Origin of the sequence: Streptomyces sp. NPDC048057, assembly GCF_040653095.1 — a bacterium.
In the GTDB taxonomy this organism is placed as follows: domain Bacteria; phylum Actinomycetota; class Actinomycetes; order Streptomycetales; family Streptomycetaceae; genus Streptomyces.
On record NZ_JBEZNF010000011.1, the window covers coordinates 183,206 to 199,172 of the forward strand.

A 15,967-nucleotide genomic window follows, 5' to 3' on the forward strand; every position below is an offset into this window, starting at 1 on the left:
GGTCAGCCGCCGGCGGGGGTGAAGCGCACCGGCAGCGCAACCGGCCCGCGGGTGAACACGCCCTGCTCCCGGGGCTCGAAGCCGTCGGCGAACCTCAGGTCGGGCAGGTCGTCGAGGAGTTGGTTGAGGCCGGTCTCCACCTCGGCCTTGGCGAGCAGCGCCCCGACGCAGAAGTGCCGGCCGAGGGCGAAGGCGAGGTGGTCGGCGGCGGCGGAGAAGGCGGTGGTGGCATTGAGGTCGTCGCGGAAGACGTCGAAGCGGTCGGGGTCGCGGTAGCGGTCGGGGTCCCGGTTGGCGGCGCCTATCAGACAGGTGACGGTGGCTCCCGCGGGGATCGTGCCGCCGCTGACGGTGACCTCGGTCGCGGTCTGCCGCATGATCATGTGGACCGGCGGGGTGTGGCGCAGGGTCTCGGCGAGCGCCCGCCCGATCAGGCTGCGGTCCTCCCGTACGGCGGCGAACTGCTCGGGGTGCGCCAGCAGGCTGGTGAGCGTGCTCGCGATGGCCTTGTCGGTGGTCTCGCCGCCGGCGGACAGCAGCAGGCTGCAGAAGGACTTGATGTCCTCGTCGCTCATCCGCACCCCGTCGATCTCCGCGTTGCACAGGGTGGAGAGCAGGTCGTCGCCCGGGTTCTCGCGACGGTCCCGGATGATCGGGATCATGTAGTTCGCGAACTCGACGCGGGTGCGCAGCCCGGCGGCGTGGACCTCGGGGTCGGCGGCCAGGTTGCCGAGGAAGGCGACGATGCTGGTGTACCAGCCGTGGAAGCGGTCGTGGTCGGCCTTGTCGAGCCCGAGCATGTCGGCGATGACGTTGACGGGGAAGCGGGTGGCGAAGGCGTCGACGAGGTCGGCCTCGCCGCGGTCGCGGAAGCCGTCGATCAGCTCGCGGGAGTTGCGCTCGATGACGGGCAGGAACTTCTCCTGGAGGTCGCTGCCGCGGAAGGCGGGGGCGACCAGGGCCCGGCGCACCGCGTGCTCCCGCCCGCTGAGTTGGACGATCGTCTTGCCGTGGACGGGTTCGAGCTGCCAGTCGTAGTTGTCCGTGGTGTAGGCCGCGCCGTCCTTGAAGGCGCGGGCGACGTCCTCGTAGCGCGACAGGACGTGGCTCTGGGTGGGCTCGTGCCAGATCAGCGGGAAGTCCTCGCGCATGGTGCGGTACGCCGGATACGGATCCGCGGCGAAGTCGGGCGAGAGGATGTCGGGTATCTGCTGGGCGGTGGCCATGGGACTCCTCGACAGTGTGACGGCCGTCTCACGCCAGGCTAGGGCCATTCCCCGGGGTTGCGCCCGGCAAGGAGGGTGCCCGCGGGCAAGGGAGGCGGGTGCGGTCCTCAGGTCAGGGGGCGCGCTGCGCGGTGCTGGCGGGCGAGTTCGACGTACATCACCGCGTTGGTCTTGATCAGCTCGCGCTCTTCGTCCGTCAGCGGTCGCTTGACCTTCGCGGGCACCCCGGCGACCAGGGAGCCGGGCGGGACCTCCATGCCCTGGGGGACGAGCGCGTTCGCGGCCACGAGCGAGCCGGCGCCGATGCGGGCGCCGTTGAGCACGGTCGCGCCCATGCCGACGAGCACGTCGTCGGCGACGGTGCAGCCGTGCAGGACGGCGTTGTGTCCGACGGTGACGCGTTCGCCGACGGTCACCGGGAAGCCGGGGTCGACGTGGACGGTCGCGTTGTCCTGGATGTTGGAGTCGGCTCCGATGACGACGGGTCCGCAGTCGGCGCGCAGCACCGCGTGGTACCAGACGCTGGCGCCCGCGGCGAGGGTGACGTCGCCGACGACGACGGAGGTGGGGGCGGTGAAGGCGCCCGGGTCAATGGCGGGTTCCCGGTCGCCGACCGCGGCGATCCACGGGGTCGTTGTCATGTGCCGTCTCCTACCGGTTCCGTGTGGCCCGTTGCCCGGCGACCGCCCGGGGCCGGGTGATCGCCGCACAGCCATGATCCCCCGCTCGGCGCCGGACGGCCACGGCCGGTGCGCGGGCGGCCCCGGGCACCGGCCTGCTTCGTTCCCGTCGGGCTCAGGCGTTGGGGCGCAGCGTCCACACGATGGTCATCTCGCCGGTCACGGCGCCGTCCGCGCGCTGGATCTCCACCCGGACGTCGAACTCGGGCCGCTGGCCCGCGTCGAGTTCGGCGATGACCTCGGCGACCGGGCGGCCCAGCGTGGCGGTCGCGGTGACCTCGCCCATCGCCAGCTTCTTGTAGCCGATCTCGGCGCGGACCGCGAGGGGCACGGCGCGGTGCAGTTGGTCGCCGAAGGCGGCGATCACGATCGCGCCGCTGGCGGACTCGGCGAGGGTGAACATGGCGCCGGCGTGCGGTCCGGCGACGTGGTTGTGGAAGTCGGCCTGGTCCGGCAGGCGCAGGACCGCGCGCTCGGCGGTGGTCTCCACGTACTCCAGGTTCAGGGTCCGGACCATCGGGACGGTGGCGGTGAGCTTCTCGCCCACGGTCATCTGGTCAGCGCTCATGGCCGCGATGTTACCCACCGGTAAGAGCCTTGGCCATCCCCTGCCGTCCATCACCGGCACGGGCGGCCGTGGCAGCGATTCGGCCATCCCTCTATGGTTACTCGCCATGTGGCCAGGACAGCAGCCGCCCGGGGGCGAGAACCCGCAGCACCAGAACCCGTACCAACAGCCGGGGTATCCCCCGCAGCCGAACCCCTATCAACAACCGGGGTACCAGCAGCCCAATCCGTACCAACAGCCCACCGTGTCGCAGTACGCCGTGCCCGGCCCGCCGCAACCGCCCGAGCCTCCGCAGGAGAACAAGAAGAAGACCACGCTCGTCGCGATCGTCGCCGTGGTCGCCGTGGTCGCCACGGCCGCGGTCACCGGGGTCGTCGTGCTCCGTGACGACGACGGCGACAACCATGCCGACAAGGGCGGCGCCGCGGCGCCGTCCGCTCCGCCCGCGTCCGCCTTCCCGTCCGAGCCGTCGCAGCCGACGCAGGCGCCCTCCCCCTCCGCGGACGACAATCCGCGCGGCGGGGTGACGGCGCAGCCGACGGTCGCCGGCTGGAAGGTGGTCGTCAATCCCAAGCACGGCACGCTGTTCGACGTGCCGCCGGAGTGGGAGCTGCTGGGCGCCGGGGTGAGCACCGGCTTCAGCGACGAGAAGAAGGGCGACGGCTCCCCCGTCGTCGCGATGTCCGCGCCGGCGCACCTGAAGTCCAAGTGGTGCGAGGCGGACGGCAACGGGGACGGCAAGAACGAGACCTGGCGCCTGGCCTCGGCCGGCACCAAGGGCGGCAAGGGCGCCAAGGACACCGCGACCGCCGCGTCCAACGAGGCGGTGAACTGGGTCTGGGCGGCCTATGCGCAGACCGAGCCCAAGGGCGTCGTACGGGCCACCACGGCCAAGGCGTACACCACCAGGTCCGGGCTGGTCGGCAGCGTGGCGACGGCGACGGCCGTCGGGACGAAGAAGCCGACGAAGTGCGACACGGACGGCAAGTCGATCGCCTTCAGCTTCAAGGACGCCGCGGGCGAGATCAAGTCGTGGGTGCTGTACGCCAACACGGGCGTCAAGGACGAGCTGCCGGAGGCGACGATCCAGCAGGTCCTGAGCACCGTACGGCTCGCCAAGCCCACCGGGTCGTAGCCGCACCGCCGCCGGGCCGTCGTGGGCGTCAGCCGATGCCGAACGACCCGCCCGGCGGCTCGGGCGACGGCTCCGCGGCGCCGTCGTGTACGGGCAGCGCGTCGCCCGTCAGCCGGGCCAGCGCCGCCCCGTGCTCGACGCGCGCGGGGAAGGCGTCCGCGGCCGTGCGGCGGGCCAGCGCCGCAATGGCCTCGGTGTCGAAGGGGCGGCGCGAGGCGAGCAGCAGAACGTTGCCGAAGCGGCGTCCGCGCAGCACGGCGGGCTCGGCGACCAGGGCGACCTCCTCGAACACGGCCGCGAAGGTGGCCAGTTGGGAGCGGAGGAAGGTGAACGGGGAGCCGTCGGCGAGGTTGCCGGCGTAGACGCCGTCGGGGCGCAGGACGCGCTCCGCGGTCCGGGCGAACTCCACCGACGTCAGATGGGCCGGGACGCGCGAGCCGCCGAACACGTCCGCCACGAGGACGTCGACGCTGCCCGGCGGGGCCGCCGCCGCGAAGGCGCGGGCGTCGTCGGCGTGCACCGCGACGCCCGCGCGCTCCGGCAGCGGGAGGTGTTCGGTCACCAGGGCCAGCAGCCCGCGGTCGGCCTCCACGACGTCCTGGCGGGAGCCCGGCCGGGTCGCGGCGACGTACCGCGGCAGGCTGAGCGCGCCGCCCCCGAGGTGGAGCACGTCGAGCGGGGCGCCCTCGGGGGCGCAGATGTCCAGGAGGTGGGCGATCCGGCGGGTGTACTCGAACTCCAGGTGGGTGGGGTCGTCCAGGTCGACGTACGACTGCGGCGCCCCGTCGACCGTCAGCAGCCAGGCCCGCTTCCGGTCGACGTCGGGCAGCAGCCGGGCCGTGCCGTGGTCGACGTCGCGGACGACGGGTATCGCCTCGTGTTCGAGCTCTTGATCGCCCTCGACTGCTGGCGGCGTCCGTCGTCCGTGCTGTGCGTGCTGGTCCACGCGTCCATTGTGAACGCCGCGGGCGGTGCGGACGTCGGGGGTGCCGGGGTGCCCGCCCTCCGTGCGGGAGGACGGGCACCCCGGCACCGGCCGGTCAGGCCACCTCGGTCACGGTGCCGGCGCCGACCGTACGGCCGCCCTCGCGGATCGCGAAGCCCAGCCCGGACTCCAGCGGCACCGGCCGCCCCAGCTCCACGGTCATGGTGACCGTGTCGCCGGGCCGGGCGACGGCCAGCGCACCGAGGTCGACGTCGCCGACGACGTCCGCGGTGCGGATGTAGAACTGCGGTCGGTAGCCGGTGGCGACCGGGGTCGACCGCCCGCCCTCGCGCCCCGACAGCAGATACACCTGCGCGGTGAACCTGCTGCTCGGCGTGGTGCTGCCGGGCGCCACGACGACGTGCCCGCGACGCACCGCGTCCCGGGCGACGCCGCGCAGCAGCAGCGCGACGTTGTCACCCGCCTCGGCGGACTCCATCGGCCGGCCGAAGGTCTCCAGGCCCGTGACGACCGTCTCGACGTCGGCGCCGAGCACCTGCACCCGGTCGCCGACGCGGACCGTGCCGCGCTCGATCGCGCCGGTGACGACCGTGCCGCGGCCCGTGATGGTCAGCACGTTCTCCACCGACAGCAGGAACGGCGCGCCGGTGTACCGCACGGGGACGGGGACGTAGGTGTCCACCGCGTCCAGCAGCGCCTCGACGGACGCGGTCCACCGCGGCTCGCCGCGCAGCGCCCCCAGCCCGGAGACCCGGACGACCGGGGCGGCGTCCCCGCCGTACCCGTGTTGGGTCAGCAACTCGCGCACCTCCAGCTCCACCAGGTCGCTCAGCTCGTCGTCCGCCACGTCCGCGTAGCTCAGCGCGACGACGACGTGGTCCACACCGACCTGCCGGGCGAGCAGCACGTGCTCGGCGGTCTGCGGCATGACGCCGTCCAGCGCGGACACGACGAGGATCGCCCCGTCGAGTTGGGCCGCGCCGGTGACCATGTTCTTGACGTAGTCGGCGTGGCCGGGCATGTCGACGTGCGCGTAGTGCCGGGTGTCGGTCTCGTACTCGACGTGCGCGATGTTGATGGTGATGCCGCGGCGCGCCTCCTCGGGCGCCCGGTCGATCCGGTCGAACGGCACGAAGGCGCCGGTGCCGCGGTCGCTGAGCACCTTGGTGATGGCGGCGGTCAGGGTGGTCTTGCCGTGGTCGACGTGGCCCATGGTGCCGATGTTGAGGTGCGGCTTGGTGCGCGCGTACGGCGTCTTGGGGGCGGTGTTCGTGTTCTTCATCGGTGTTCGTCCTCGAAGCTCGTGGCGTGGTGAGGACCCCTGGATGGTGCCGACCCTCCCCCTGTGGGGTCCCGCCGGACGATCCGGGAAGGGTCAACCTCGGGCGCCGCCGACGACGAGCAGGACGGCAGCCCCCAGCAGCGCCGCGAGTGCGGCGCTTTCTGCGGTGGAGGCGTGCCGGAACATGCGACGATCATGGCCGCCGACGGGGGTGCGCGTCGACTGGTTTTCGGGCGCTGCCGGGCCCGCGGCACCGGGCGGCCCGGCTCCGACCGCGGTGCGCCGCGGTGCGGACCATGGGGAGTGAGGCCCCGGTTACGGCGATCACCGACCCCCGTCGGTTACTCTCCCCGGATGTTCGAGCCCGCGCCCGCTCCCGCGCCCTCCCCCGGTCTCGCCGTCCGCTGCGCCCGGGTGTTGCTCTCCCCTTGGTCACGGCTGTCACTGCTGGCGCTGGTGCTCGCGACGGCCGGTGCGCTGGTGCTGGCGTACGAGCCGCAGCGGCTGCTCTCCGAGGGCTGGCCGCCGGTGCAGTTGGGCGGGGTGGCGGCGGTCGTGCTGTTCGCCGTGGCGTACGGGGCGTGCACCGCGGCCTTCGTGCCGCGTCCGCTGCTGAACCTCGCGGCGGGTGCGCTCTTCGGCTCCCAGGCCGGGCTGGTGTCTGCGGTGGCGGGCACGGTGCTCGGAGCGGGCCTGGCGTTCGCCCTCGGCCGGCTGCTGGGGCAGGACGCGCTGCGTCCGCTGCTGCGGGGGCGATGGTTGAAGGCGGCCGACCACCAACTCAGCGCGCACGGCTTCCACTCGATGCTCGCGGTGCGGCTCTTTCCCGGTATTCCGTTCGCCGCGGCGAACTACTGCGCCGCGGTCTCCCGGATGGGTTATGCGCCTTTCTTGCTGGCTACGGCCATCGGTTCGATTCCCAACACCGCCGCGTATGTGATCGCGGGCAGTCGGGCGGGGTCGCCGACTTCTCCGGCCTTTGTGATCTCGACCGGATTCATCGTGGTGACGGGGCTGATAGCCGCGGTGGTCGCCTGGCGCAAGCGCCACAGGTTGGGCCGGAATTAACCACTCGTTCACCCCTTCGGGGGCACGCACGTGCGCATCACTTTGGGACGCTACGCTTCGCGCCGTCAGACCGCGATCATTTCTTCGCTTCTTGGGTGGCGTAGTTCTTCATGTCTTGGTTCGAAGCATTCATCCTCGGACTCGTCCAGGGGCTCACCGAATTCCTGCCCATCTCGTCGAGTGCGCACCTTCGACTGACTGCCGCATTCGCCGGCTGGCACGATCCGGGGGCGGCGTTCACCGCCATCACCCAGATCGGCACCGAGACCGCCGTGCTGATCTACTTCCGCAAGGACATCGCCAGGATCGTCTCGGCGTGGTTCCGCTCGCTCACGGACAAGTCGATGCGCGGTGACCACGACGCACAGATGGGGTGGCTGGTCATCATCGGCTCCATCCCCATCGGCGTCCTCGGGATCACGCTGAAGGACCAGATCGAGGGCCCGTTCCGCGATCTGCGGCTGATCGCGACCACGCTGATCGTCATGGGCATCGTGCTCGGCGTCGCGGACCGCCTCGCCGCCCGCGACGAGGCCGGCGGCCGGCACCGCGCGGTCAAGCAGCGCAAGACCCTCAAGGAACTGACCGTCAGGGACGGCCTGATCTACGGCTTCTGCCAGGCGATGGCCCTGATCCCGGGCGTCTCCCGCTCGGGCGCCACGATCAGCGGCGGTCTGCTGATGGGCTACACCCGGGAGGCCGCGGCCCGCTATTCGTTCCTGCTGGCGATCCCCGCGGTGCTCGCCTCCGGGGCGTACGAACTCAAGGACGCCGGGGAGGGGCACGTGTCGTGGGGGCCGACGGTCTTCGCGACGCTGATTGCCTTTTTTGTCGGGTATGCGGTTATTGCGTGGTTCATGAAGTTCATCACCACGAAGAGCTTCATGCCGTTCGTGATCTACCGCATCCTGCTCGGCATCTTGATCTTCGCCCTGGTCGGGGCGGGCGTGCTCAGCCCGCACGCGGGCGAGTCGGGCGGCTGAGGCAGCCGCCGGGGCGGTTCGGCGCGGCACCCACCCGTACGGAAGGTGCCGCCTCCCTTACCCCGTGCGACGCGTCGTACGACATGAGCTTCGTCACCACCCAGCGCTTCATGCGGTTCGTCGCCAACCGGGCAACCTCGCACCCCTATGTCCGGCATCGAACCCTTTTATCCTGGCTGAACGGGGTGCAGCAGGCTCCTTTCCGGGCTCCGGCGGCGGTCCGCGGGCGCCGTCGCCCGGGTTTCCCTCCCGGCACGAGGCCGTAACCTGAAGCCATGTCCACCCTCCCGAGCGAGTCCGAGGCCACCGCTGCCTCGTCGTCCTCCCCGTCCGCCGCCGAACTGAACGCACGCATCCGCGAGCTGTGGGCCGACGGGCGGCTGCCGGAGGAGAAGCGCGGGGAGTACGAGGCGCTGGTGCTGAAGTGGGCGACCGCGCTGGAGCACATCGAGCGCGCGGCCTGATCCGCTCGGCCCGACCCGAGCGCCCCGCCGTCACTCCCCCGGCCCAACCGGACGGGACGGACCGGGACCGCGTTCGGGCTCGGCTAGCCTGACTGCACGATGAACCGTCTGACCACGTCTTTGGCCACGCCCTGGGGCGACTTCGCGCTCGCCCGTTTCCCCGAGGACCCCCGCGACCAGCTCCGTGCCTGGGACGCCGCCGACGCGTACCTGCTGCGGCACCTGGACGAGCAGGGCACGGACCTGACCGGAGCGGTGACCGTGCTCGGCGACCGGTGGGGCGCGCTCACCGTGGCCCTCGCCGCCCGCGGCGCCGCGCCCGTACAGATCACGGACTCCTACCTGGGCCAGCGGGCCACCCGCGCGAACCTCGCCCGCAACGACGTGGCGCCGGACGCCGTGGACCTGCTCACCACCCGTGACGAGCCGCCGCAGCGGATCGACGTGCTGGTGGTACGGGTGCCCAAGAGCCTGGCGCTGCTGGAGGACCAGCTCCACCGGCTCGCCCCCGCCCTGCACCGGGACACGGTCGTCGTCGGCACCGGCATGGTCAGCGAGATCCACACCTCCACGCTGCGGCTCTTCGAACAGCTCGTCGGTCCGACCCGCACCTCGCTCGCGGTGCGCAAGGCCCGGCTGGTCTTCGCCGCCCCCGATCCGTCGCTCCCGCGGCCGTCGGACCCCTGGCCCCTGCGGTACGCGCTGCCCGACGGCATCGGGCCGATGGCGGGCCGTACGGTGACCAACCACGGCGGCGTCTTCTGCGCGGACCGGCTCGACATCGGCACCCGGCTCTTCCTCGCCCACCTGCCCGAGCGGCAGGGCCCGCTGGACGTGGTCGACCTGGGGTGCGGCAACGGCGTCGTCGGCACGGCCGCCGCGCTGGCCAACCCGGACGCCACGGTCACCTTCGCCGACGAGTCGTTCTCCGCGGTGGCGTCCGCCGAGGCCACGTACCGCGCGAACGTCGGCCCGGGCGGCGCAGCCCGCTTCCTGGTCGGCGACTGCCTGGCGGAGCTGTCGGACGCCTCGGTCGACCTGGTGCTGGCCAATCCGCCGTTCCACTCGCACCGGGCGACCACCGACTCCACCGCGCGCAGGATGTTCTCCGACGCCCGCCGCGCGCTGCGGCCCGGCGGCGAACTGTGGGTCGTCGGCAACCGCCATCTGGGCTACCACGTGCGGCTGCAGCGGCTCTTCGGCGACTGCGAGGTGGTGGCGAGCAACCCGAAGTTCGTGGTGCTGCGCGCCACGGCCGGCCCCGCCCGCGTCCGCCGTTCGCGTGCCGGCGCGCGCTGACTGGCCTGCACGAGTCTTGGCCACGGGCGGCACCTGTCCGACACTGAGCCGATGACGCAGCGCGTGGATCTTTCGACCGTGATGGACCGACTGGCCATCGACGACCTGGTCACGGGGTACGCGGTGGCCGTGGACGACGGCGACTGGAGCGCCTTCCGGGCCCTGTTCACCGATGACGCACGGGTGGACTACCGCAGCCCGGGAGGCATCGAGGGCCCGGTGGCGGAGGTGGCCGAGTGGCTGGCGGAGTCGATGCGGCTCTTCCCGGTGCGCCAGCACCTCGTCGTCAACCGCCGCGTGACCATCCAGGACCTCGGGGGCTATCCGGGCGACCGCGCCGAGGTGCAGGCCGACTACGTGAACCCGATGCGGTTCGAGTCCGGCGAGGACCTCGTCGGCGGCGGGCGGTACCGGTTCTCCCTCACCCGTACGGACGACGGATGGCGGCTGAGCGGCGTGGTGGTGGAGGAGCGCTGGCGGCGCACCTCCAGCGCCCGGAGCACCTGACGCCGGGCGGGCGTCGCACGACGGCGGGCGTTTGTCCCGCCCCCGGCCCGTGCACACACTGAGGAGGGGCGCCCCGCGGGGCGTACCCCTCGCCTTTGCGCGAAGGCGCGCCGTCTTCGCGCACGTCGTGGGCCGTGCGGTCGTGGGCCGTGCCGTCGTGGACAGTGCCGAGGAGTCGCCGCATGCGGATGCCGGCCACGCGCAAGAGGGCCGTTGCCGCGGTCCTCGCGGGCGGGCTGCCGGTGCTCTCCTTCCCCGCGCCCGCGCTGTGGTGGTTCGCGTACGTGGCTCTGGTGCCGTGGCTCTTGTTGCTGCGCACGGCGCCCACGGGCCGTCGGGCCGCCTTCGAGGGCTGGCTCGGCGGCGCCGGCTTCCTGCTCGCCGTGCACAGCTGGCTGGTGCCGAACCTGCACGTCTTCATCGTGCTGCTGGCCGCGCTGCTCGGGCTGCTGTGGGCGCCCTGGGGGTGGCTGGTGCGCGCGGTGCTCGGCGGGACGCCGTCGATGGCGCTGGCCGCGGCGGCGGTCGCGGTGGTCCCGTCGGGCTGGCTGATGATCGAACTGGTCCGCTCGTGGCAGGGGCTCGGCGGGCCGTGGGGGCTGATGGGCGCCAGCCAGTGGCAGGTGCCGCCCGCACTGCGGTTGGCGTCCGTGGGCGGCGTGTGGCTGGTGAGTCTGCTGGTGGTGGCGGTGAACACCGCGATCGCCGTGGTGATCGCGGTTCCGCGGGCCCGGCTCGCGGGCGTCGCCGCCGTGGTGCTCTGTGCGCTGGTCACCGGCGCGGTGTCCGCGTGGGCGCCCCGTCCGCAGACGACCGGGCACGCACGGATCGCGGTCGTCCAGCCCGGGGTGATCCCCGGACCGGACCGGCGGCTTGCGCGGGAGGAGGAGCTGACGCGTGCGCTCGCCGGGCAGCGGCTCGACCTGGTGGTGTGGGGCGAGAGCAGCGTGGGCGAGGACCTGTACGCGCTCCCCGGGCTGACGGCGGACCTCGCGGCGCTCTCCCACGACGTCGGCGCCGACCTGCTCGTCAACGTGGACGCCCGGCGCACCGGCGCGGCCGGGAGCGGCGGCGGCATCTACAAGAGCTCGGTGCTGATGGGGCCGCAGGGGCTGACGGGGCAGCGCTACGACAAGATGCGGCTGGTGCCCTTCGGGGAGTACGTGCCGCTGCGCCCGGTCCTCGGCTGGGTGACGTCGGTCGGGCGGGCGGCGCGGGAGAACCGGCTGCGCGGTACGCACCAGGTGGTGATGGACCTGCCGGGCGGCGGCCCGCGCGTCGGCCCGTTGATCTGCTTCGAGACCGCCTTCCCCGACATGAGCCGGAACCTGGTCGGGGACGGCGCCCAGGTCCTGGTGGCGCAGTCGTCGACGTCGACGTTCCAGGACAGTTGGGCACCCGCGCAGCACGCCTCGCTGGGGGCGCTGCGGGCGGCGGAGACGGGGCGTTCGATGGTGCACGCCACGCTGACCGGCATCAGCGCGGTGTACGCACCGGACGGCGCCCCCGTCGGGCGCCGGCTGCCGGTGCACGGCAGCACGGCGGAGGTGTACGACGTCCCGGTGGCGCGGGGCACGACGCCCTTCGTGCGGTACGGCGACTGGGCGGTGTACGGCGCCCTCGGTGCCCTCTGCGGCCTGGGCGCCGTCGTCGGCGTCCGGCGGTTCAGCGGGCCTGGTCGAGGGCGCTGACGACGACCTGTTCGCACAGTTCGTGGGTCCGCAGCGCGTCCCGGGCGCTGAGCACCTTGCCGGCGCGCACCGCGTCGAGGAAGCCCAGCGTCGCCTGCTCGATGCCGCGCTGCCGGGCCACCGGCACCCAGTCGCCGCGACGGCGCACGCTCGGCTGCCCCTTGTGGTCCACGACCTCCGCGAGGTTGCGCACCTCGCGCTTGGTGTCCTGCCCCGAGACCTCCAGGATCTCCTCCGTGGAGCCGCTGAGGTGGTTCATCGCCCCGACGGCGGTGAATCCGTCGCCGGAGAGCTGGAGCAGGACGTGGTGCATCAGGCCGTCGACGATCCGGGCCCGGACGTCGGTGTGCGTGACGGTGCCGGGGACGAGGAAGCGGAGGGTGTCGACGACGTGGATGAAGTCGTCGAAGACGAAGGTGCGGGGGTCCTCGGGCAGGCCGACCCGGTTCTTCTGCATCAGGATCAGCTCGCGCGGGTGCTCGACGCACTGGGCGTAGCCGGGTGCCAGACGGCGGTTGAAGCCGACCGTGAGGCTGGTGCCGCTGGACTCGGCGAGGGCCACCAGGCGCTGTGCGTCGGCGAGTTCGTACGCGAGCGGCTTGTCGCAGTACGTGGGGACGCCGGCCCTCAGCAGCGCCTCGACGATCCCGGGGTGCGTGGCGGTCGGCGCGTGCACGAAGGCCGCGTCCAGGTCCTGGTCGAGCAGGGCTTCCAGGGTGGTGTGCCGGTGGGCGTCGGGGACGCGGTGGGCGTCGCCGACCCGGGCGAGGGTGGCCGGCGTGCGGGTCTGGAGGTGGAGCTCGATTCCGGGCACGGCGCCCAGCACGGGCAGGTACGCCTTCTGTGCGATGTCTCCGAGACCGATGCAGCCGACCTTCACGAAGCCTCCTGGGCGCGCTCGTCATTCACCCGTTCTGGGCCCGGCCAGCATACGTCTGCTGGGGTGGCCGCCAGTCGGCGATCCCGTCGAAGGCGCGTACGACGGCCCCAGGTCCGAGCCGGCCGGCGAGCGCCAGGACGCCCTCCCGCAGTCGGACGGCGGGGACGCTGGAGAGTTCCTGGATGCGGAAGACGCGTGCGGCCTTGCGGACGATGGCCGAGGTACGGGGCAGCCGTTCGGCGCTGTACGCGGCCAGTGCGGCTCCGACGTCGGCGCCCGGGGCGCAGTGGTGGGCGAGGACCACGCCGTCTTCGACGGCCTGGTTGCCGCCCTGGCCCAGGGAGGGGGCCATGGCGTGAGCCGCGTCGCCGACCAGGGCGGTGCGCCCGCGGTGGAAGGCGGGCAGCGGGTCGATGAGGTGGTGCACGTCGTGGCGGAGCACCCCGTCCGGGGTTGCGGCGGCGATGAGGGCGGGCACGGGGTCGTGCCAGTCCCCGAAGCGGCGCAGCAGCTCGGCCCGTTCGTCCTTGAGGCGCTCGCCCTCGGGCGCGGTGGCGGCGCCGTACGCGTAGACCCGGCCGTCCTTGAGGGGTTGGCTGCCCCAGATCTGGCCGGCTCCCCAGGTCTCGTGGGGCTGGATGACGGGCTCCGGGCCGGGCACGATGATGCGCCAGGTGGTGAAGCCGGTGTAGCGCGGGCCGGGGTGGTCGGGGAAGAGCACGCCGCGTACGGCGGAGTGGATGCCGTCGGCGGCGACGACGAGGTCCGCCGTCAACTCGCCGTCGTCGGTGGTGACGACGGCGGGTCGGCCACCGGGCGCTCCCGGGTCGCTGACGCGTGCGGGCCTGTTGGTGTGCAGGGCGGTGGTGGGCAGCCGGGAGGCGATGCGGTCGATGAGGGTGGAGCGGTGCAGCGGGACCATGGGGCCGCCGAAGCGCCGGGCCACCGCCGCGCTGTCCAGCCGGTTGAGCCACCGTCCGCTCGGGGTGCGCAGCCCGCCGGTGCCCTGCCAGGTGGAGAGTCGGCGGATGTCGTCGCCGACGCCGATGACGTCCAGGGCCCGTTGGGCGTTGGCCGCGAGGCCGATGCCGGCGCCCACGGGGTCCAGGGAGGGCGCGCGTTCCAGGACGGTGACGTGCCAACCGCTCTGGTGGAGGGCGACGGCAGCGGTGAGACCTCCGATGCCGCTGCCGATGACCACGGCGCGGGGCTGGGACATGGGGCTCCTCACATCCTTACTACAGGTGTAGTGGGCGCTCTGACGTTACTACACCTGTAGTGAGGGGGGTAGGTTGGGGGCATGAGCCGACCCCCGAACTCCGGTGCACCGCTTCGCGCTGCGGCCGGCGGAGCGCCCGCGGCACGGAGCGGTGCACCGACGGGCTCACGTGCCGCGCTGATCGCCGACACGGCGCTGCGGCTGCTGGCCGAACGCGGGATGCGCGGCCTGACCCACCGTGCGGTGGACGAGGCCGCCGGACTCCCCCAGGGCTCGACGTCCAACGGCGCCCGCACCCGGCAGGCACTGCTGGAAGCGACGGTCAGCCGGCTGGCGGAGCGGGAGGCGAAGGTGCTGGGGCTGGATGAACTCCCGCCCCCCGGCAGCGACGTCGAGGAGTTCACCGACGCCCTGGCCCTGGCCTTGCACCGTCTGCTGACCCAGCACCGACCGCTGGTCCTGGCCCGCTACGAGTTGGCACTGGAGGCCACCCGCCGACCGGAGTTGCGCACGATCTTCGACGCGGCGGGCGAGGGCATGCGGACCCCGCTGATCGCGATGATGGCCGGCGCCGGCTCCGCCGCACCCGAGCGCCACGCCCTCTCGCTGATCGCCTGGGCCGACGGCCTGATGTTCACCTGCACCGCCGGGGCGTACCACTCGGCCGTGCCGAGCCTTCAGGACGTGCGCACCGGCTTCCGGGAGGTGCTGCGCGGCATGCTCGGCACCGCTCCGGGCACCTGATCGACCCCCGGAACGTCGACTGGCTCAACCGCGGTGAACGGCTCCCCGGTCCGGCCCGGCGCAGCGGCGAGGACACCACTGCCTGCACCGCGCCGTGGGCCGCGAGCCCCTCCGCGACGGTCGCGCGGGTGCTCGGGTCGGCGTGCGGGACCTTCCCGTTCACCGCTTCACGATGCGTTCCAGCGCCGATACGGATCGGGTCACCCCTTTCGGCCACAGCCACCGCCTCGGCGGCGTCGTGGCGACGTGTGCAGTTCAGCGCAGTTCGGCGAGGACCGGAGCGAAGTTCTCCATGTCGTGTTCCATGACCGTGAAATAGGTGAAGCCGTAGCGTTCGCGGCGTTCCTTGATTTGCTGCGCCATCTCCGCCGGGGTTCCGATCAAGAAGCCCGGCAGGTCCTCGGGCCGGTCCGTGGCGTCGGGCGGCAGCAGCGAATCGAACCTGTCGGGCACCGCGGCGCGTTCGGCGGGCGGAATCACCTGCTGCACCATGATGTTCAGTTCCACGGCGTCGGCGCGGTCGCCGAGGAGGCCGCGGAGGTAGGCGATGCGTTCGTCCATCTGGGCGGTCCCGGCGAGATGGAGGACGTCGCCGGTGGCGTTGGCCCAGCCCCCGGTCAGGGCGATGATGTCGGCGTGCTCTGCGGCCAGCCGCAGCAGCCGGTCGCCCCAGCCCCCGATCAGCAGGGGCGGCCCGGACGGTTGGGCGGGACGCGGCAGGTACGTCGTGTCCGCGAACAGCCGGCGCAGCGTGGTGACGGTCCGCTCCAGCTGCTCGACCCGCTTTCCACCACTGGGGAACGGCATCTCCGCGGTGTCGAACTCGGCCTTCACATAGCCCGCGCCGAGCCCGAGTTCCAGACGTCCGTCGGCGAATTGGTCGGTGCTCGCCACGTCACGTGCGAGAAGGGCGGGGTTGTAGAAGGGGGTGTTCAACACAAAGGTGGTCAGCCGTACCCGTTCGGTCATCTCGGCCGCGAGCACCAGCGCGGGAAACGGCGCGGAGAACTCCAGGTGATCGGCCACTCCGACGACGTCGAAGCCGAGTTCCTCAGCTCTGCGACACTTCGCGCTCCACTCGCGTCGCGAACCGGGAACGAACATGTTGACACCGAAGCGGAAAGTGCGCTGCGAAGACATTTCGCTTGCCTACCACACGGTGATTGTCCCGTCAGCACGTTCCATGGAATTCGATGCGTGATCGCGCGCGGTTTGATCAGGGTGGTGAGCTGTCGCCACATATGTGCGACGGTGCGGCGGGAACGGGTCCGCGAA

At 72.5% G+C, this 15,967-nt stretch carries 16 protein-coding genes; 8 read left to right on the forward strand and 8 right to left on the reverse strand.

All coding sequences use genetic code 11. From position 1 onward, the window contains the following. Nucleotides 1-2: 2 nt before the first annotated feature. From AB0E05_RS15405 to AB0E05_RS15415, 3 genes are all read right to left on the reverse strand, one after another. Nucleotides 3-1,226 (reverse strand): cytochrome P450, encoded by a 1,224-nt coding sequence (locus AB0E05_RS15405; RefSeq protein ID WP_361963364.1) that lies wholly within the window; start codon nt 1,224-1,226, stop codon nt 3-5. A gap of 107 nt (nt 1,227-1,333) precedes the next feature. Next, nucleotides 1,334-1,867 carry a gamma carbonic anhydrase family protein gene (locus AB0E05_RS15410; RefSeq protein ID WP_361963366.1) on the reverse strand — a complete coding sequence of 178 codons (534 nt, stop codon included), beginning with the start codon at nt 1,865-1,867 and terminating at the stop codon, nt 1,334-1,336. 154 nt (nt 1,868-2,021) lie between these two features. Continuing rightward, nucleotides 2,022-2,459 carry a DUF4442 domain-containing protein gene (locus AB0E05_RS15415; RefSeq protein ID WP_361963484.1) on the reverse strand — a complete coding sequence of 146 codons (438 nt, stop codon included), beginning with the start codon at nt 2,457-2,459 and terminating at the stop codon, nt 2,022-2,024. A gap of 121 nt (nt 2,460-2,580) precedes the next feature. Between AB0E05_RS15415 and AB0E05_RS15420 the strand changes: the two genes are divergently transcribed. Further along, nucleotides 2,581-3,609 carry a hypothetical protein gene (locus AB0E05_RS15420; protein ID WP_361963368.1) on the forward strand — a complete coding sequence of 343 codons (1,029 nt, stop codon included), beginning with the start codon at nt 2,581-2,583 and terminating at the stop codon, nt 3,607-3,609. Between the two features lie 28 nt (nt 3,610-3,637). Here the strand turns inward: AB0E05_RS15420 and AB0E05_RS15425 are convergent, their stop codons facing one another. Beyond that, a complete protein-coding gene (locus AB0E05_RS15425) occupies nt 3,638-4,480 on the reverse strand; it encodes a fused MFS/spermidine synthase (RefSeq protein ID WP_361963486.1) in 843 nt (280 codons plus the stop codon). A gap of 169 nt (nt 4,481-4,649) precedes the next feature. After that, on the reverse strand, nt 4,650-5,837 hold the full coding sequence (gene tuf / locus AB0E05_RS15430; protein WP_361963370.1) for an elongation factor Tu: 1,188 nt from the start codon (nt 5,835-5,837) through the stop codon (nt 4,650-4,652). Nucleotides 5,838-6,191: 354 nt separating this feature from the next. Here tuf and AB0E05_RS15435 point away from each other — a divergent pair, with 354 nt between their 5' ends. The 6 genes from AB0E05_RS15435 to lnt all read left to right on the forward strand — a co-directional run bounded on the left by AB0E05_RS15435 (nt 6,192) and on the right by lnt (nt 11,849). Continuing rightward, a complete protein-coding gene (locus tag AB0E05_RS15435; protein ID WP_361963372.1) occupies nt 6,192-6,905 on the forward strand; it encodes a TVP38/TMEM64 family protein in 714 nt (237 codons plus the stop codon). Between the two features lie 110 nt (nt 6,906-7,015). Beyond that, nucleotides 7,016-7,888, forward strand: coding sequence for an undecaprenyl-diphosphate phosphatase (locus AB0E05_RS15440; protein WP_361963374.1), 873 nt, complete (start codon nt 7,016-7,018; stop codon nt 7,886-7,888). 275 nt (nt 7,889-8,163) lie between these two features. Further along, nucleotides 8,164-8,352 (forward strand): hypothetical protein, encoded by a 189-nt coding sequence (locus AB0E05_RS15445; RefSeq protein ID WP_361963376.1) that lies wholly within the window; start codon nt 8,164-8,166, stop codon nt 8,350-8,352. A 99-nt stretch (nt 8,353-8,451) separates the two neighbouring features. Next, entirely contained in the window at nt 8,452-9,651 is a 1,200-nt protein-coding gene (locus AB0E05_RS15450; RefSeq protein ID WP_361963378.1) for a methyltransferase, read from the forward strand. Nucleotides 9,652-9,702: 51 nt separating this feature from the next. After that, on the forward strand, nt 9,703-10,158 hold the full coding sequence (locus AB0E05_RS15455; protein WP_361963380.1) for a nuclear transport factor 2 family protein: 456 nt from the start codon (nt 9,703-9,705) through the stop codon (nt 10,156-10,158). Nucleotides 10,159-10,340: 182 nt separating this feature from the next. Next, nucleotides 10,341-11,849 carry an apolipoprotein N-acyltransferase gene (lnt, locus tag AB0E05_RS15460; protein WP_361963382.1) on the forward strand — a complete coding sequence of 503 codons (1,509 nt, stop codon included), beginning with the start codon at nt 10,341-10,343 and terminating at the stop codon, nt 11,847-11,849. Here lnt and AB0E05_RS15465 read toward each other — a convergent pair. Then, nucleotides 11,824-12,729, reverse strand: coding sequence for a Gfo/Idh/MocA family oxidoreductase (locus AB0E05_RS15465; RefSeq protein ID WP_361963386.1), 906 nt, complete (start codon nt 12,727-12,729; stop codon nt 11,824-11,826). The two genes, lnt and AB0E05_RS15465, sit on opposite strands and share 26 nt — an antisense overlap. Nucleotides 12,730-12,754: 25 nt before the next feature. Next, entirely contained in the window at nt 12,755-13,948 is a 1,194-nt protein-coding gene (locus AB0E05_RS15470; RefSeq protein ID WP_361963388.1) for an FAD-dependent monooxygenase, read from the reverse strand. A gap of 81 nt (nt 13,949-14,029) precedes the next feature. On the opposite strand from AB0E05_RS15470, the gene AB0E05_RS15475 reads away from it, so the two are divergent. Continuing rightward, nucleotides 14,030-14,692, forward strand: coding sequence for a TetR/AcrR family transcriptional regulator (locus AB0E05_RS15475; RefSeq protein ID WP_361963390.1), 663 nt, complete (start codon nt 14,030-14,032; stop codon nt 14,690-14,692). Between the two features lie 255 nt (nt 14,693-14,947). On the opposite strand, the gene AB0E05_RS15480 is transcribed toward AB0E05_RS15475, so the two are convergent. Beyond that, nucleotides 14,948-15,832, reverse strand: coding sequence for an LLM class F420-dependent oxidoreductase (locus AB0E05_RS15480; protein ID WP_361963392.1), 885 nt, complete (start codon nt 15,830-15,832; stop codon nt 14,948-14,950). Between the last annotated feature and the right edge of the window lie 135 nt (nt 15,833-15,967).